This is a genomic window from Pantoea cypripedii, from assembly GCF_011395035.1.
Classification (GTDB): domain Bacteria; phylum Pseudomonadota; class Gammaproteobacteria; order Enterobacterales; family Enterobacteriaceae; genus Pantoea; species Pantoea cypripedii_A.
The window spans coordinates 969,110-985,220 of the sequence record NZ_CP024768.1; the positions used below are offsets into that span (position 1 = coordinate 969,110).

Here is a 16,111-nt window from a genome sequence, read left to right on the forward strand (position 1 = left end):
TACGTATTGTTGTGGTATCTCACCAGTTCTTACCTAACGCAATCTCGCCGCCATAGGGGCTGAGATGGTTGTTGTCGTAATACAAGGGCAGTCCGCCATTGGCAAACAGGCAACCATTGTCATTACAAAGATTCTCACGCAAAGACAGTACCCGCACGCCACGCTGTGCATAGCTTTGCAGCAATGTATCCACCGCCGCTTCCGGGTACTGGAACAGTTTGGTGCGCGCTGTGTTCAATGGCGGGGTATCCCAGCGACCGAGCCAGTCACTCAGTTCGCGGCGAATCGGAATATTACGGTTGTTGCTGTAGCGCAGGGGATCGATATCCAGCGACGGGGCATCCTCAATGATGGTGACTTTCTTCCCGGCCTGTTGCAGGGCCGTCACCACCTTATCCATACCGAATTTTAACGCCTCCAGATTGCTTTTTTCCGGATGCGCCAGCTCACGGAAACCTGAACCGGGCAGAATGCTCATGCCGGATGCCCAGTAGGCACTGATCACCACTTCATCAATCTTGTCGCTCAGCACCATTTTCAGTACCTCGCGATTAAAATCGACACACTGCTGGGCATGGGCGGGTTCCTGAACCACCACCCGCGTCACATCAATGAAAAACGGACAGGAGGCTTTCGTTAGCTGAAACAGCGGCTTGTGCTGGCGCAGCGCATAGCCTGCGACCGAGGTGCGTAGCGCGGCAGCATGGCTATCGCCGATTAAGGCAATACCTGGTTGATCGGTATCCGGATGGCATTGCGCATTCAATGACGGGAAATTGGCACCGTAGTCCAGCAGGCACGGGTTGCGTTGCGCTGAAATTTTCCACGACTCACCGTTGACCACCTGTTCGCTGACGCGATACTTCAGGCCGCCAGTTTGCCACAGTACCACCATCGCACCGGCGGCCAGCAGTGAGGAGGCGCAGTAAACCGGGATCACCAGGCGGGTGCCACGTTGCGGATGGCGGAAAGGTTGCTCGACAAAGCGCCAGGAGATCCAGGCAATCAGTAACGCCAGGGCGCTGATGGTCAGGCCCTGCCAAACCGTTAACGGATGATCGCTGCAAATGCGTGCCAGGCTGAGCAACGGCCAGTGCCATAAATACCAGGAGTAGGAGACGGTGCCGATAAAGCGCATGACACGGTTTTCCAGCAGCAGCTGGTTCAGGCGACCGCGCGCGCCGATCATCAGGCAACCTGCCGCCACCGGAATCATGGCAAGCCAGCCGGGGAAGTCGCTGTTGTTGGCCAGCAGCATGGCGGAGGCCACAATCAGCAGCCAGCCGAGCAGATTAAACCAGCTGGCGGCGCGTCCCTGCATGGGCTGCGGTTGCCACAGCGCCAGCAGCACCCCGGCACCCAGCTCCCAGGCGCGGGTCGGCAGCAGGTAGAATGCGCGGGTGCTGTTAACCGGGGTCATCCACAGGCAGGCGATTAATGAGGTGATGCTGATCAGCAGAATAACCGCTGGCATGGAGCGTCTGAAGCGTGCGGTCAGCAGCAATATAAAGGGCAGTACCACGTAAAATTGTTCTTCAATGCCGAGTGACCAGGTCATCAGCAGCGGATTTAAATCGGAATCGGTACTGAAGTAGTCACCACTTTTCATCAGCAGCATATTGGGCACGGAAATAAACACCGCTACGCTATATTTTGCTAACTGGCTGAATTCAAGGGGGGATAGCAAGAGGTAACCGAGTAACAGCAGTATCGCCATCATAAAAAACAATGCCGGAGCAATACGTCGGATACGTCGTAAGTAGAATTGATAAAAAGAGAAACGCGCTTCGGTTATTTCCCGGCTGATGATCCCACCGATTAAAAAGCCTGAAATAACAAAGAAAATATCTACGCCAATAAAGCCACCGGGTAGAAAGGTCACACCTGAATGGAACAACACCACTGATAAAATTGCGACGGCGCGCAGGCCGTCAATATCTGCGCGATAACCGAAACTACCCGATTTGGTCATAATGTCACCCGTTGCTCTTTAATATCCTGACGCCCATGGCGAAAAAAATAAATCGGCGCATCCTGTCGCCGAAAAACAAGGGTAAAAAAATAATGAATCAAGGGATGATTGACGTTTAAAGGTTAACGCGAGGTAAACGGATTGCGTACCTCTGACGGAAAATATAGATAATTCTCAGATGGCTCTGGCGAATTACTCACACAATCTTAATGATTGTGATTTATGGCTGATAAGCCGGGTCAATATAAATTAACCGCAGCGGCGCGTTATTGTGGGTAATTGACGGGGATTATCGCCTGCTTATCCAGCGCCTGGCTGAAGGTATTCAACGTCGATTGATAAGGACACAAGGTACCGACATCGGTAATCCGACAGTTTTTCTCATGCCACTCCTCGCGTAACAACGGATGGCGATCATCCACCGGGGTTAGATGCCGCAGATCATCCAGACTTTGCGCCTGGAAGTAGATACGCAAAAAACGCTGGCCGGTTTGTGTGTCGCGCCAGCGTTCGAACACCAGGCTACTGCCGGGTGGGACATTGCCACGGGAGTAGCCCGGCAGTTGCCAGCTGAAGTTCATCAGGGTGCGCACGCGGGCGATATTCGTATCATGCGCCACCAGCAGCAGCCAGCGGGTAGCCGGTGAGGCGTGCTGTGCCGGGCTGACACCCTGTTCCAGCCCTTTGATAATGGCATCCAGCAAAATCGAGCCACGACGTTGCGCCAGATAAGGGACATCGTTGCTGAGATCATAGCTGGCGGTCAAAATTGGTAACAGCGCAGTGATCTGTTGGGAGGTGGTGATATTGCCCCATGCCAGCTGGCTGAGCGGCAGGTTTTCACTCCAGCCCAGTCGCAGGGTTTCCACCATGCTGGCCAGCACGCTCAGGCCTTGTACGTAAGTGTGCCCTTTTTTGGTTTGTTTGAGCTGCCACGGGCGATCAAATGAGGCGCAGTCGTTTCCGGGGGCGCAAACCGCCTGTTTAAGTTGCTGCACGGCGGGCTGAAGCTGTTGTTGCAACGCAGCCAGATCACCGGCTTTGGCCACCATAGCAGCATGTTCCCTCGAGGGATCGAGGTCTGCAAAGGGCAAATTTTCCGCCTGGAACAGCGGGTCGCTATCGCCATCAACATGATGAATCGCGACCCCACAGCCAGGAAATGCACCATCAACCAGCGCCTGTGCGGTGGCGCGAGTGCGTTGCATGGGGCTGGCACGCACGTAAATATCGTCGCCAGTTGGACAACCCAGGGGCAGCAAACCGAGCTGCCGATAATGCTCGCCTTCCCAGCGACCTTTGTTCACCACCGCAGCATAACCGTGGCCGGTCAGTTCACCGTCGGCAGTGACCCAGTTTGTCCAGGGGCGACCGGTCGCTGCTTCGATCTCTTTGCGATTGCCGGGAGTGGGAGGGCGCACGCCGTGACGGCTGAGTTCCACCACTTTTTCCAGCTGATAATGATCGGCAGCCTGACTGCTACCGATCAACAGCCACAGCGCACAGACCAGCAGCAGAGATGATCGCATGGACATCTGAGAATCCTTTTATAAGCGGGCAGAGGAGGCTGGCAGCATCGCTTTCAGCTGTGGATAGAGCGTCGCATTGGTGAGCAGCACCGGATTGCCGTTCTTCAGCCCGTCGTTCTGAAGATAATCATTGGTAACGCCGCCTGCTTCACGCATCAGGACGACGCCTGGCAAACCATCCCACGGGTGCATGTGGGCTTCGAAATAGCCGATCAGACGTCCGGCAGCGGCCCAGGCGCTCATCAGCGCACCCGAGCCGGTACGGATAAACATGCCACCCTGTTGTAGCAGGGCGGTGATAAAGGTGGTGAGCGGCTCTGGCGGCTGGCTGTTGGAGCTGCTGATGCCCAGCACGCCCTGATCCAGCTGTTGGGCGCTATGTGCCTGGATACGTTTGTCATTGACCCAGGCTCCTTTGCCGCGGCAGGCATGAAACAATTCGTGATGATTGGGATCGCACACTACGCCAATCACCGCTTCATCTTCACAGACGATGGCCAGCGACACGCACCAGTTATGCAGGCCATTAAGAAAGCAGCTGGTGCCATCAATCGGATCCACCACCCAGATAAAGCGTGCGCCTTCGGTCTCACCGCCGCTCTCTTCACCCAGCACCGCATCTTCGGGAAAACGTTCGGCAATCAGGGATTTAATCAGTTGTTCCACATTGCGATCGGCTTCACTGACCACATCCTGAAGATCCTTCTTATGTTCAATCACCAGTTGGTGGCGCTGCTGATACCAGGAAAGCGCGCGGCTGGCGGCAGCTTTGGCGACATCACAGGCGTAGTGATAACGCGCGTCAAGTTCAGTAAGTGATGCTGATGACATCTTTCCCTCTTAATGATTTATCCCCTTCATACTTCAAATTGCAGGTGCGTTAGCGGCGTACCCTCACCCCGGTCACTGACTTCAGTCAGCTCCCGGGGATTCCCGTACTTGCTGCCTTCCTGCAATCCGAATTATTTCGGGCATGGCGACAGGCGAAATGGCTTAAATCGCCCGGACAGGCGAATGGGCTGTGTGATCCAGATAACGAAAGTTAAGAAAGACTTCATTAAGCCGCAGATAAAAGCGGCTGGCAAGAGGGGAGGTTGATTCTGAATGCGTTACAGTTGTTGCGCGTGTGCCAGCGCCATCAGACGCGGATAAAATTGAAAGAACTGTTGCTCCAGCCCGGCATAGTGCTCAAGGAAATCCTGATACGAGTCGCGTAGTGCCGCAAGGCGCGGGCGGCGCAGAGCCATGCCATTCAGCACCCGCGCCAGACGCGTGGGTTCAGCATAATGTTCAAACCAGCGATCGCGCCACATCACCTCATTCAGCTCGATAAACCCTTCCGGTGTGCCACTGAGTTGCGGAACAATGTCCCGTTCGGCATCGGCCGTAAAGGCCACCAGCGATTGATGCGGATGTATTTGATCCCAGTGACGAGCCAGGAAATGGTCCCAGATAACGTCCAGCGTAATTGGCGCGACCCGTCGGGTTTCGGCACGGAACCACTGACGGGCTTCGCGCACTTCCGGCAGATTATCCGTCATGACGTCGAGACGGCGGTGCAGCATGATGCCATCGGCAACCGGGGCCGGCCAATTCTCATGCGGGTTACCGCGCACAAAGTCGGCCATTAAGTTACCGAGCAGTGAGCTATGGGCCAGATGGGCCAGATGAAGGTGAGCAAGAAAGTTCATGGCGCATTATAGCCAGAATCAACGAGACGCAGCCAGTTGTTCAGAATTAGTCGCTTTTCCGCTAAACTATGCCGCCTGTTTTTAGTCCTGAAGAAGTGAAGTATGCGTGTAGCCGATTTTGCCTTTGAGTTGCCGGAATCTTTGATCGCCCATTATCCCCAGGCGCAGCGTAGCGGTTGCCGTCTGTTGTCGCTGGATGGCCCGAGCGGTGCGCTCAGCCACGGTGTGTTTACCGATGTACTGGATAAACTCAATCCGGGCGATCTGTTGGTGTTTAACAACACCCGTGTCATTCCCGCGCGCGTTTTTGGTCGTAAGGCCAGCGGTGGCAAAATTGAAATGCTGGTGGAGCGCATGCTCGATGACAAGCGCGTGCTGGCGCATGTGCGTGCTTCAAAAGCGCCGAAACCGGGTACCGAATTATTGCTGGGCGATGATGAAAGCGTCAAAGCCACCATGGTGGCGCGGCATGATGCGTTGTTCGAAATCGTATTTGAAGACGACCGTGCGGTGCTGGATATCCTGAATAGCGTCGGCCATATGCCGCTGCCGCCTTATATTGATCGTCCGGATGAAGATGCCGATCGTGAGTTGTACCAGACAGTGTACAGTGCGCGTCCGGGTGCGGTGGCCGCGCCGACGGCGGGTCTGCACTTTGACGAGCCTCTACTTGAGGCGCTGAAAGCCAAAGGCGTTGAAATGGCCTTTGTCACGTTGCACGTAGGGGCGGGCACCTTCCAGCCGGTGCGGGTGGAAACCATCGAAGATCACACCATGCACGCGGAATACGCCGAAGTGCCGCAGGACGTGGTGGATGCGGTGCTGGCCTGTAAAGCTCGAGGGAATAAAGTGGTGGCTGTCGGCACCACCTCGGTGCGGTCGCTGGAAAGCGCGGCGCAGGCAAGCAAAGACGCGCTGATTGCGCCGTTCTTTGATGATACCCAGATCTTTATCTATCCCGGTTATCAGTACCAGGTGATCGATGCCCTCATCACCAATTTCCATCTGCCGGAATCCACCCTGATTATGCTGGTGTCGGCGTTTGCCGGTTATCAGCACACCATGGCGGCCTATCATGCGGCGGTCGCGGAGCAGTACCGTTTCTTTAGCTACGGGGATGCCATGTTCATCACCCGTAATATGAATGCACCTGACGAAAACGTCGGGGTTTAAAAATCAGACTGTTTCTCTGATGAGGTAATTGTGAAATTTGAGTTAGATACTACTGACGGGCGCGCACGCCGTGGCCGTCTGGTTTTTGATCGTGGTGTGGTGGAAACCCCGGCATTTATGCCAGTGGGTACCTATGGCACGGTAAAAGGCATGACGCCGGAAGAAGTTCAGGATACGGGTGCACAGATCATCCTCGGTAACACCTTCCACCTCTGGCTGCGCCCAGGGCAGGAAATCATGAAGCTGCATGGCGATCTCCATGATTTCATGCAGTGGAAAGGCCCTATCCTTACCGATTCGGGCGGTTTCCAGGTGTTCAGCCTGGGGGATATCCGTAAGATCACCGAAGCCGGTGTGCATTTCCGTAACCCGATCAATGGCGATCCGATTTTCCTCGATCCTGAAAAGTCGATGGAGATTCAGTTCGACCTCGGTTCCGATATCGTCATGATCTTTGATGAATGTACGCCATACCCGGCGGATTGGGACTACGCGAAACGCTCAATGGAGATGTCGCTGCGCTGGGCAAAACGCAGCCGTGACCGCTTTGACTCACTTGGCAACAAAAATGCGCTGTTTGGCATTATTCAGGGCAGTGTTTACGAAGATTTACGTGATGTCTCCGTCAAAGGTCTGGTAGAGATTGGCTTTGATGGGTACGCTGTGGGCGGCCTGGCGGTGGGTGAACCAAAAGAAGACATGCACCGCATCCTGGAACACGTCTGTCCGCAAATTCCGCACGACAAACCGCGTTATTTGATGGGCGTTGGCAAGCCGGAAGATCTGGTGGAAGGCGTTCGTCGCGGTATCGATATGTTTGACTGCGTTATGCCGACGCGTAACGCGCGTAACGGTCACCTGTTCGTCACCGATGGCGTGGTGAAAATCCGTAATGCTAAGCATAAAGATGATACCTCGCCACTTGATGCCGAGTGTGATTGTTACACCTGTCGCAATTACAGCCGTGCATACTTGCATCATCTCGATCGCTGTAACGAAATACTGGGCGCACGTCTGAACACCATCCACAATCTGCGCTATTACCAGCGTCTGATGGCGGGTTTACGCAAGGCTATCGAAGAGGGTAAATTAGAGCACTTTGTTAGCGAGTTCTATCAACGGACGGGCAAAGCGGTTCCACCGTTAAACGTCTGATAATTCATCAATGAGGGAAATTTAATGAGCTTTTTCATTTCTGACGCTGTGGCTGCAGCAGGCGCACCGTCTCAGGGAAGTCCTTATTCTCTGGTGATCATGCTGGTGGTCTTTGGTCTGATCTTTTACTTCATGATTCTGCGTCCGCAGCAGAAGCGTTCTAAAGATCACAAGAAATTGATGGATTCCATCTCCAAAGGGGATGAAGTGCTGACCAGCGGTGGTTTAGTGGGTCGCGTGACCAAAGTGGCAGAAACTGGCTACATCTCTATCGCCCTGAACGACACCACTGAAGTAGTGATTAAACGTGATTTCGTGGCTGCCGTTCTGCCGAAAGGCACCATGAAGGCGCTGTAATTTTTTCTTCCCGAAGGAAACTGCCGTGTTAAACCGTTATCCTTTGTGGAAGTACATCATGCTGGTCGTCGTCATTCTCGTCGGCCTGCTCTATGCGCTTCCCAACCTTTATGGTGAGGATCCGGCCGTTCAAATCACTGGTGCGCGCGGTAGCGCCGCCAGTGAGCAAACGTTGGATCAGATCCAGACTGCATTACAAAAAGATAATATTCAGAGCAAATCCCTCGTTCTGGAAAATGGCGCGATTCTTGCGCGCTTTGCTAATACGGATGTGCAGCTGCGCGCCCGTGAAGCGATTACCAATGTGCTTGGCGAGAACTACGTTGTTGCGCTCAACCTGGCCCCGGCGACTCCGCGCTGGCTGAGCATGCTGTCCGCAGAACCGATGAAACTCGGTCTTGATCTGCGCGGCGGCGTACACTTCCTGATGGAAGTGGATATGGATACCGCACTGGGCAAACTGCAGGAGCAGAACGCCGACGGCCTGCGCAGTGACCTGCGTGATAAAGGCATCCCTTACGTTAACGTGAATAAAATCGCTAACTATGGCGTGGAAATTCGTTTCCGTGACGGCACCAGCCGCGATGCGGCCATCAGCTATCTGTCGTCGCGTCACCGTGATCTGGTGATCTCAAGCCAGGGTAGCGATACCCTGCGTGCGGTGATGACCGATGCTCGCCTGAGCGAAGCGCGTGAATATGCTGTTCAGCAGAACATCAATATCCTGCGTAACCGTGTTAACCAACTCGGCGTCGCCGAACCGCTGGTGCAGCGTCAGGGTTCTGACCGCATCGTGGTTGAGTTACCGGGTATACAGGACACCGCACGTGCGAAAGAGATTCTGGGTGCAACTGCAACCCTCGAATTCCGTCTGGTTAACACCACCGTTGACCCGAGCGCTGCGGCCAGTGGTCGTATTCCGGGTGACTCAGAAGTAAAAATGACGCGTGATGGTCAGCCTGTTGTGCTGTACAAACGCGTGATTCTGACCGGTGACCACATCACGGATTCCACGTCCAGCATGGATGAGTACAACCAGCCGCAGGTGAATATTTCACTGGATGGCGCGGGCGGTAACATCATGTCTAACTTCACCAAGGACAACATCGGTAAACCGATGGCGACCCTGTTTGTGGAGTACAAGGACAGTGGCAAGAAAGACGCCAACGGTCGTGCGATTCTGGTGAAACAGGAAGAAGTGATTAACGTGGCGAACATCCAGTCGCGCCTCGGTAACAGTTTCCGTATCACGGGGATCAGCAACCCGAACGAAGCACGTCAGCTGTCGCTGCTGCTGCGTGCCGGTGCGCTGATTGCGCCGATTCAGATTGTGGAAGAGCGAACTATCGGCCCAACTATGGGTCAGCAGAACATCACACAAGGTCTCGAAGCCTGCCTGTGGGGTCTGATCGCGTCCATCATCTTTATGGTGGTGTTCTATAAGAAATTCGGTCTGATCGCCACCAGTGCTCTGCTGTGTAACCTGGTGCTGATTGTCGGCATCATGTCACTGCTGCCGGGGGCCACGCTCACCATGCCGGGTATTGCTGGTATCGTGCTGACGCTGGCGGTAGCGGTGGATGCGAACGTACTGATTAACGAACGTATTAAAGAAGAGTTGCGTAACGGGCGTTCCGTACAGCAGGCGATTCATGAGGGGTACAAAGGTGCCTTCTCCAGTATCGTCGATGCGAATGTGACGACGCTGATTAAAGTCATCATTCTTTATGCGGTCGGTACCGGTTCAATCAAAGGTTTTGCGATCACTACTGCTATCGGTATCGCGACCTCCATGTTTACCGCTATCGTCGGCACCCGTGCCATCGTTAACCTGGTGTACGGCGGCAAACGCATCAACAAGCTGTCTATCTAAGGAGTGCGTTGTGGCACAGGAATACAGTATTGAACAGCTGAACCATGGGCGTAAGGTCGTTGACTTTATGCGCTGGGATACGCTGGCTTTCATCATCTCTGGTTTGCTGATTCTGGCGTCTATCGCCATCGTCAGCGTGCGAGGCTTCAACTGGGGCCTCGACTTTACCGGCGGGACGGTGATTGAGATCAACCTGGAAAAACCAGCCGAGCTGGATACCCTGCGCGTTGCGCTGGTGAAAGCAGGCTTCCAGGAACCACTGGTACAGAACTTTGGCAGCAGCCGTGACGTGATGGTGCGCATGGCGCCGGTTCAGGGTCAGATGGGCCAGGAACTGGGTAACAAAGTGGTGACGGTGATTAACGAAACCGCACAGCAGAATGCCACCGTGAAGCGTATCGAGTTCGTCGGCCCGAGTGTGGGCAGCGATCTGGCGCAGGCCGGGGCGATGGCACTGCTGTCGGCACTGATTGCGATTCTGATCTATATCGGTTTCCGCTTTGAGTGGCGTCTGGCACTGGGCACCGTGCTGGCGCTGGCGCACGACGTGATCATCACCTGCGGCATTTTGTCGCTGGTGCACATCGAGATCGACCTGACTATCGTCGCGTCACTGATGTCGGTGATTGGTTACTCGCTCAACGATAAAATCGTGGTTTCCGACCGTATTCGTGAGAACTTCCGCAAAATTCGTCGCGGTTCTTCTTACGACATCACCAACGTGTCGCTGACTCAGACGCTGAGCCGTACCCTGATCACCTCGCTGACCACGCTGGCGATGATCCTGATTCTGTTCATCTTCGGTGGCCCGCTGCTGAAAGGCTTCTCGCTGACCATGCTGATTGGTGTGACCATTGGTACCGTCTCATCAATCTATGTCTCTTCAGCGCTGGCGCTGAAACTGGGCATGAAGCGTGAACATATGCTGGTGCAGAAAGTAGAGAAAGAGGGCGCTGATCAGCCTTCGATCATGCCTTAATTTGTGTCAGTAAACGTTTAAAAGTAAACCGCATTCTGAATCAGGATGCGGTTTTTTTTATCAAATCCATATGCCATTTTGATCATTAACTTAATGAGGTGATTTTGCATGGCAGCCCGACGTGTCCCGATGGGGTTTAAGATAGCGATTGGCGTAACGCTATTCATTATTTCGTTTTTGCTGCTACGTCCTTCATCTCCCGCTACTGCAAGTGAATATGCTTTCTGGAATGAGGTAGCAAATCTGTTTGGTGAAAATGATGTCGAGGGATTTGTCGGTATTGCTCTGTTAATCATTTGCACATTAACGACGATAGTTGGATATCCCATTACTATCAGACTTATTGAACGCAGGCTTAACAGAAATAAAGAATGAGAAAGATGTTCTGTCTCTTAGTAGCGGCGCGATTTATCGCGCTCTTTTAAACGCGGCACAGAAAAACAGCGCGATAAATCGCGCCGCTACGAAAACGTGCGGTTATTGGCCTGGTCGGCATGAATGGCGCCCCTACTGGCGTAGGGTGCGAATTTATTCGCACCAGGGATTAACGCTCAAAACGGTAGCTACGCATCACTGCAAATTCACAGGTGTTCAGGGTTGCGTCGCGCTGGTCACATCATGAACACGGACATAGCCGAGTTGTTCGGGTGTCAGGCCACTTAAGCTCAGCGGTATGGTCACTGAATTTTGTGGTGTCAGGCTGGCAGGGACGCTGACGTTCTGGTTGAGGCTTTCGGCATTAAGCGGTTTGCCAGTGGCGGGATCAAGCTCACCCCAGACCACAATGGCATTGAGCGCCGGAACCGGTTTGCCGTCCGTTGAGCGGATATTCAGCGTGGTGTGGCTGCCGCCAGCTTCCGCGACCACGCGCGTCAGCGACAGGCGTAATTTGCCCAGTTGGGTTTGCAGCTCCACCGGCGTGTTGGCCTGAGGCAGCAACCATGCACCCTGGCTGGATTGGCTATTCAACTGACCCTGAATTTCCAGCGTGCTGGCCTGATTCGTCAACTGACGCATTTGCTGATTCAGCTGGCTGACTTCCCGATGCAGTTGTTTGACCTGCGGTGAAGCCGGGGTTGAACTGCAACCACTCAAAACCAGCAAAGAAAGCGCTGCCGGCGCCCATAACATCCTGATCGTCATGCAATGTCCTTTCCATTGTTGGGAAAACCTCATGTTGCGCGATAAATCGCGCCGCGACAACCCGTGCACGGTAGCGTAGCAGCGTGATTTATCACGCTGTTTTAACCATTACCGTCCTTTTCATGTCAACGCATTTTGTTGAAATCGAGATCGGCGCTACACTAGATGGCCCAAATTCTCGCGACAGGAAACGTCATGCATTGCCCATTCTGCTCCGCTGTGGACACCAAAGTGATCGATTCGCGTCTGGTCAGTGAAGGCTCCTCAGTACGTCGCCGCCGCCAGTGTCTGGTGTGTCATGAGCGTTTTACCACCTTTGAAGTGGCTGAGCTGGTGATGCCGCGCGTGGTAAAAAGCAACGATGTGCGTGAACCCTTTAACGAAGATAAGCTCAGCAGCGGCATGATGAAGGCGCTGGAGAAGCGTCCTGTCAGCGCTGATGCCGTGGAGAGCGCGGTTAATCATATTAAAACGCAGCTGCGCGCCACCGGCGAGCGAGAAATTCCCAGTAAACTGATTGGCAATCTGGTGATGGATGAACTGAAGAAGCTCGATAAAGTGGCTTACATCCGTTTCGCGTCTGTTTACCGCAGTTTTGAAGATATTCGTGATTTTGGCGAAGAGATCGCCCGCTTACAGGATTAATCCATGACCGACGAACGCTATATGGCGCGCGCGCTGGAACTGGCGCGTCGCGGCCGTTTTACTACCACGCCGAACCCTAATGTCGGCTGTGTGATTGTGCGAGATGGCGAGATTGTCGGTGAAGGCTGGCATCAGCGTGCCGGAGAACCCCATGCGGAAGTTCATGCGCTGCGGATGGCCGGTGACAAAGCCCGGGGCGCTATCGCCTACGTCACTCTCGAACCCTGTAGCCATCATGGCCGCACGCCGCCTTGTTGTGATGCATTGATAGCCGCCGGTGTCAGCCGCGTGGTGGCAGCGATGCAGGATCCTAATCCGCAGGTGGCGGGTCGTGGCCTTTACCGTTTGCAACAGGCAGGCATTGAGGTGAGCCACGGTTTGATGATGAATGAGGCTGAAGCGCTCAATCGTGGCTTCCTGAAACGCATGCGTACCGGATTTCCGTGGATCCAGCTCAAGCTGGGTTCCTCACTGGATGGCCGCACCGCGATGGCGAGTGGCGAAAGCCAGTGGATCACTTCTGCGGCGGCAAGGCGCGATGTGCAACGTTTTCGTGCCCAGAGTTCGGCTATCCTTAGCACCAGCAGCACGGTGCTGGCGGATAACCCGTCGCTCACGGTGCGCTGGGGCGAACTGAATGACGAAGTACGCCAGCAACTCGATGAAAATCAGCTGCGTCAGCCGGTGCGGGTGGTGATCGACGGCCAGCAGCGTGTGACGCCGCACCATAAACTGATTGACCAGCCTGGCGAAACCTGGCTGATGCGTAGCCAGGCGGATCAACAGGCCTGGCCGGAGAGCGTCAGTCAGATTGTCGTGCCTCAGCGTGAAAACCAGCTGGATTTGGTCGCCATGATGATGCTGCTCGGCCAGCGCCAGATTAACAACGTCTGGGTTGAAGCCGGTGCGTCACTTGCCGGTGCGCTGTTACAGGCCGGATTGGTGGACGAGCTGATTATTTATCTGGCACCGAAGCTGCTGGGTAACGCCGCGCGTGGCCTGTGTGAACTGCCGGGCCTGGAGCGTCTTACCGATGTTCCAGCCCTGAATTTTAGCGATGTGCGCCTGGTAGGCGAAGACCTGCGTCTGACCCTGACCCCGCGCTGAAAAGCCTGAGCGCGTCGCCAAAGAGTATGATAGAATCCGCCCCCTTCTGCGGGGCTTAACTCCGAAGGATATGTATGAAAGTTATCGAAGCTCCTGTTGCCACGCCTGATGCTAGCATCGCCATCGTAATTGCGCGTTTTAACAACTTCATCAATGACAGCCTGCTGGACGGCGCGGTTGATGCGCTGAAACGTATCGGCCAGGTGAAAGACGAAAACATCACCATTGTCTGGGTACCAGGTGCTTATGAACTGCCACTGGCTGCGCGTGCGCTGGCTAAAACCGGTAAACATGACGCCATCGTGGCGCTGGGTACCGTGATCCGTGGTGGTACTGCACACTTTGAATATGTGGCCGGTGAAGCCAGCTCAGGTATTGCCAACGTGGCAATGACCAGCGATATCCCGGTGACCTTTGGCGTGCTGACCACGGAAAACATCGAGCAGGCGATTGAACGCGCCGGCACGAAAGCGGGTAACAAAGGTGCCGAAGCGGCCCTGACTGCACTCGAAATGATTAACGTATTGAAAGCCATCAACGCCTGATTTTTGTAAGGGGAATTTTGTGAAACCTGCTGCTCGTCGTCGCGCCCGTGAGTGCGCTGTTCAGGCGCTTTACTCCTGGCAGTTGTCCAACAACGACATTGCCGATGTGGAATACCAGTTTCTGGCGGAACAAGACGTCAAAGACGTCGATATTAGCTACTTCCGCGAACTGCTGTCCGGTGTGGCGACCAACAGCGCGTACCTGGATGGTTTGATGAAACCTTACCTGTCGCGTCAGCTGGAAGAGCTGGGCCAGGTCGAGAAAGCCATCCTGCGTATTTCGCTGTATGAGCTGAGCAAGCGTGCTGATGTGCCGTACAAAGTGGCCATCAACGAGGGTATCGAGCTGGCGAAAGTATTCGGCGCAGAAGACAGCCATAAATTTGTCAACGGTGTGCTGGATAAAGCCGCTCCGCAAATCAGACCTAACAGAAAATAGTGCAAGAGGCCGGTTCCCCGGCCTTTTTTCATTGAGACCTGACTATGTCCTGTGGTGAATTCGAACTGATCGCACGTTATTTTAACCGCGTCACCAGCTCCCGCCGCGATGTGGAGAAGGGGATTGGTGATGACTGCGCGTTACTTAACGTGCCAGAAAAACAAACGTTGGCTATCAGCACCGACACGCTGGTGGCGGGCGTGCATTTCCTGCGTGATATCCATCCAGCCGATTTGGGCTACAAAGCCGTTGCGGTAAACCTGAGCGATCTGGCGGCGATGGGGGCCGATCCGGCATGGTTGACGCTGGCGCTGACGCTGCCGGAAGTCAACGAAAGCTGGCTGGCGGCGTTCAGCGATAGCCTGTTCGAACTGCTTGATTACTACGATATGCAGCTGATTGGCGGTGATACCACCCGTGGCCCGTTAAGTATGACGCTGGGTATTCACGGTCTGGTACCGGTGGGCCGCGCGCTGAAACGCTCCGGTGCGAAGCCTGGTGACTGGATTTTTGTCACCGGAACGCTGGGCGATAGTGCAGCAGGGCTGGCGCTGTTGCAGCATCGCCATCGTCTGTCTGATCCGGCGGTGCATGAAGCCCTGATTAAACGCCATCTGCGCCCGATGCCGCGCGTGTTGCAGGGGCAGGCGCTACGCAATCTGGCCACCTCGGCCATTGATGTGTCGGACGGCTTGCTCGCCGATCTCGGCCATATCCTGCAAGCCAGCCGCGTGGGTGCACGGCTCAATCTGGATGCATTGCCGCTCTCGGCGGCGCTACGTGACCATTTTGAACTGCCGCAGGTGCAGCGCTGGGCGCTCACTGGCGGTGAAGACTACGAACTGTGCTTTACCGTGCCGGAAGTGAATCGTGGTGCGCTGGATGTGGCACTGGGCCATCTCGGTGTCCCCTATACCTGCATTGGGCAGATAGCGCCGGAAGCGGATGGGCTCACGTTGCTGGAAAATGGCAAACCGGTGAGCTTCAATCACAAAGGATTTGATCACTTTGACGTTAAATAAAGATGTGGCGAAAGGCCGCCTGCGTATGTCCAATCCGTGGCATCTGCTGGCGACCGGATTTGGCAGTGGCCTCAGTCCGGTGGTGCCTGGCACCATGGGATCGCTGGCGGCGATCCCTTTCTGGTGGCTGATGACTTTTTTGCCGCTGCAAATCTACTCCCTGGTGGTGCTGATCGGCATCAGCGTGGGCGTGTATTTGTGTCATCGTACCGCCAAAGATATGGGGGTTCATGACCACGGCAGCATCGTCTGGGACGAGTTTATCGGCATGTGGATCACCCTGATGGCGATACCGATGATGAGCTGGCAGTGGGTGCTGGCGGGCTTTGTCATTTTCCGCATTCTGGATATGTGGAAGCCCTGGCCGATCCGCTGGTTCGATCAGAATGTGCATGGCGGCATGGGGATTATGGTCGACGACATTATCGCCGGGGTCATTTCCGCGGCGATTTTGTACGGGTTAGGGCATGCGATGGCTTAA

General features: G+C 54.8%; 17 protein-coding genes. 12 read left to right on the forward strand and 5 right to left on the reverse strand.

Annotation, left to right across the window (positions count from 1 at the left end; genetic code table 11):
* Positions 1–19: 19 nt before the first annotated feature.
* The 4 genes from CUN67_RS04390 to CUN67_RS04405 all read right to left on the reverse strand — a co-directional run bounded on the left by CUN67_RS04390 (position 20) and on the right by CUN67_RS04405 (position 5,192).
* Complete coding sequence (locus tag CUN67_RS04390; RefSeq protein WP_208714170.1) at positions 20–1,972, reverse strand: acyltransferase family protein; 1,953 nt, start codon at positions 1,970–1,972, stop codon at positions 20–22.
* Between the two features lie 266 nt (positions 1,973–2,238).
* Positions 2,239–3,501, reverse strand: a complete 1,263-nt coding sequence (locus tag CUN67_RS04395) for a histidine-type phosphatase (RefSeq protein WP_208717062.1) — start codon at positions 3,499–3,501, stop codon at positions 2,239–2,241.
* Positions 3,502–3,519: 18 nt separating this feature from the next.
* Entirely contained in the window at positions 3,520–4,332 is an 813-nt protein-coding gene (locus CUN67_RS04400; RefSeq protein ID WP_208714171.1) for an inositol monophosphatase family protein, read from the reverse strand.
* A 278-nt stretch (positions 4,333–4,610) separates the two neighbouring features.
* Positions 4,611–5,192 (reverse strand): ACP phosphodiesterase, encoded by a 582-nt coding sequence (locus CUN67_RS04405; protein WP_208714172.1) that lies wholly within the window; start codon positions 5,190–5,192, stop codon positions 4,611–4,613.
* Positions 5,193–5,294: 102 nt separating this feature from the next.
* Here CUN67_RS04405 and queA point away from each other — a divergent pair, with 102 nt between their 5' ends.
* From queA to CUN67_RS04435, 6 genes are all read left to right on the forward strand, one after another.
* On the forward strand, positions 5,295–6,365 hold the full coding sequence (queA, locus tag CUN67_RS04410) for a tRNA preQ1(34) S-adenosylmethionine ribosyltransferase-isomerase QueA (RefSeq protein WP_208714173.1): 1,071 nt from the start codon (positions 5,295–5,297) through the stop codon (positions 6,363–6,365).
* 30 nt (positions 6,366–6,395) lie between these two features.
* Positions 6,396–7,520: a tRNA guanosine(34) transglycosylase Tgt gene (tgt, locus tag CUN67_RS04415; protein ID WP_084873092.1), complete on the forward strand. Its 1,125-nt coding sequence runs from the start codon at positions 6,396–6,398 to the stop codon at positions 7,518–7,520.
* 24 nt (positions 7,521–7,544) lie between these two features.
* The gene (gene yajC / locus CUN67_RS04420; protein WP_084873094.1) at positions 7,545–7,877 is read left to right on the forward strand and encodes a preprotein translocase subunit YajC; all 333 of its coding nucleotides are present in this window, start codon (positions 7,545–7,547) and stop codon (positions 7,875–7,877) included.
* A gap of 25 nt (positions 7,878–7,902) precedes the next feature.
* Positions 7,903–9,750: a protein translocase subunit SecD gene (gene secD, locus CUN67_RS04425; protein ID WP_208714174.1), complete on the forward strand. Its 1,848-nt coding sequence runs from the start codon at positions 7,903–7,905 to the stop codon at positions 9,748–9,750.
* A 10-nt stretch (positions 9,751–9,760) separates the two neighbouring features.
* A complete protein-coding gene (gene secF / locus CUN67_RS04430) occupies positions 9,761–10,729 on the forward strand; it encodes a protein translocase subunit SecF (protein ID WP_208714175.1) in 969 nt (322 codons plus the stop codon).
* Between the two features lie 108 nt (positions 10,730–10,837).
* Entirely contained in the window at positions 10,838–11,104 is a 267-nt protein-coding gene (locus CUN67_RS04435) for a hypothetical protein (protein ID WP_208714176.1), read from the forward strand.
* Between the two features lie 216 nt (positions 11,105–11,320).
* On the opposite strand, the gene CUN67_RS04440 is transcribed toward CUN67_RS04435, so the two are convergent.
* Complete coding sequence (locus tag CUN67_RS04440; protein ID WP_208714177.1) at positions 11,321–11,872, reverse strand: DUF3251 domain-containing protein; 552 nt, start codon at positions 11,870–11,872, stop codon at positions 11,321–11,323.
* 195 nt (positions 11,873–12,067) lie between these two features.
* On the opposite strand from CUN67_RS04440, the gene nrdR reads away from it, so the two are divergent.
* From nrdR to pgpA, 6 genes are all read left to right on the forward strand, one after another.
* Complete coding sequence (nrdR, locus tag CUN67_RS04445) at positions 12,068–12,517, forward strand: transcriptional regulator NrdR (protein WP_021185864.1); 450 nt, start codon at positions 12,068–12,070, stop codon at positions 12,515–12,517.
* Between the two features lie 3 nt (positions 12,518–12,520).
* On the forward strand, positions 12,521–13,624 hold the full coding sequence (ribD, locus tag CUN67_RS04450) for a bifunctional diaminohydroxyphosphoribosylaminopyrimidine deaminase/5-amino-6-(5-phosphoribosylamino)uracil reductase RibD (protein ID WP_208714178.1): 1,104 nt from the start codon (positions 12,521–12,523) through the stop codon (positions 13,622–13,624).
* Between the two features lie 74 nt (positions 13,625–13,698).
* Positions 13,699–14,169, forward strand: coding sequence for a 6,7-dimethyl-8-ribityllumazine synthase (gene ribH, locus CUN67_RS04455; protein WP_208714179.1), 471 nt, complete (start codon positions 13,699–13,701; stop codon positions 14,167–14,169).
* A 19-nt stretch (positions 14,170–14,188) separates the two neighbouring features.
* Entirely contained in the window at positions 14,189–14,608 is a 420-nt protein-coding gene (gene nusB, locus CUN67_RS04460; RefSeq protein ID WP_208714180.1) for a transcription antitermination factor NusB, read from the forward strand.
* Positions 14,609–14,652: 44 nt separating this feature from the next.
* Positions 14,653–15,630 carry a thiamine-phosphate kinase gene (gene thiL, locus CUN67_RS04465; protein WP_208714181.1) on the forward strand — a complete coding sequence of 326 codons (978 nt, stop codon included), beginning with the start codon at positions 14,653–14,655 and terminating at the stop codon, positions 15,628–15,630.
* On the forward strand, positions 15,617–16,111 hold the full coding sequence (gene pgpA, locus CUN67_RS04470; protein WP_084873115.1) for a phosphatidylglycerophosphatase A: 495 nt from the start codon (positions 15,617–15,619) through the stop codon (positions 16,109–16,111). Before thiL ends, pgpA begins: the two co-directional genes overlap by 14 nt.

Coding starts and splice junctions, on each gene's coding strand:
- CUN67_RS04390 (WP_208714170.1), bottom strand. CDS start 1,972: ATGACCAAATCGGGTAGTTTCGGTTATCGCGCAGATATTGACGGCCTG.
- CUN67_RS04395 (WP_208717062.1), bottom strand. CDS start 3,501: ATGCGATCATCTCTGCTGCTGGTCTGTGCGCTGTGGCTGTTGATCGGT.
- CUN67_RS04400 (WP_208714171.1), bottom strand. CDS start 4,332: ATGTCATCAGCATCACTTACTGAACTTGACGCGCGTTATCACTACGCC.
- CUN67_RS04405 (WP_208714172.1), bottom strand. CDS start 5,192: ATGAACTTTCTTGCTCACCTTCATCTGGCCCATCTGGCCCATAGCTCA.
- queA (WP_208714173.1), top strand. CDS start 5,295: ATGCGTGTAGCCGATTTTGCCTTTGAGTTGCCGGAATCTTTGATCGCC.
- yajC (WP_084873094.1), top strand. CDS start 7,545: ATGAGCTTTTTCATTTCTGACGCTGTGGCTGCAGCAGGCGCACCGTCT.
- CUN67_RS04435 (WP_208714176.1), top strand. CDS start 10,838: ATGGCAGCCCGACGTGTCCCGATGGGGTTTAAGATAGCGATTGGCGTA.
- CUN67_RS04440 (WP_208714177.1), bottom strand. CDS start 11,872: ATGACGATCAGGATGTTATGGGCGCCGGCAGCGCTTTCTTTGCTGGTT.
- nrdR (WP_021185864.1), top strand. CDS start 12,068: ATGCATTGCCCATTCTGCTCCGCTGTGGACACCAAAGTGATCGATTCG.
- ribD (WP_208714178.1), top strand. CDS start 12,521: ATGACCGACGAACGCTATATGGCGCGCGCGCTGGAACTGGCGCGTCGC.
- ribH (WP_208714179.1), top strand. CDS start 13,699: ATGAAAGTTATCGAAGCTCCTGTTGCCACGCCTGATGCTAGCATCGCC.
- thiL (WP_208714181.1), top strand. CDS start 14,653: ATGTCCTGTGGTGAATTCGAACTGATCGCACGTTATTTTAACCGCGTC.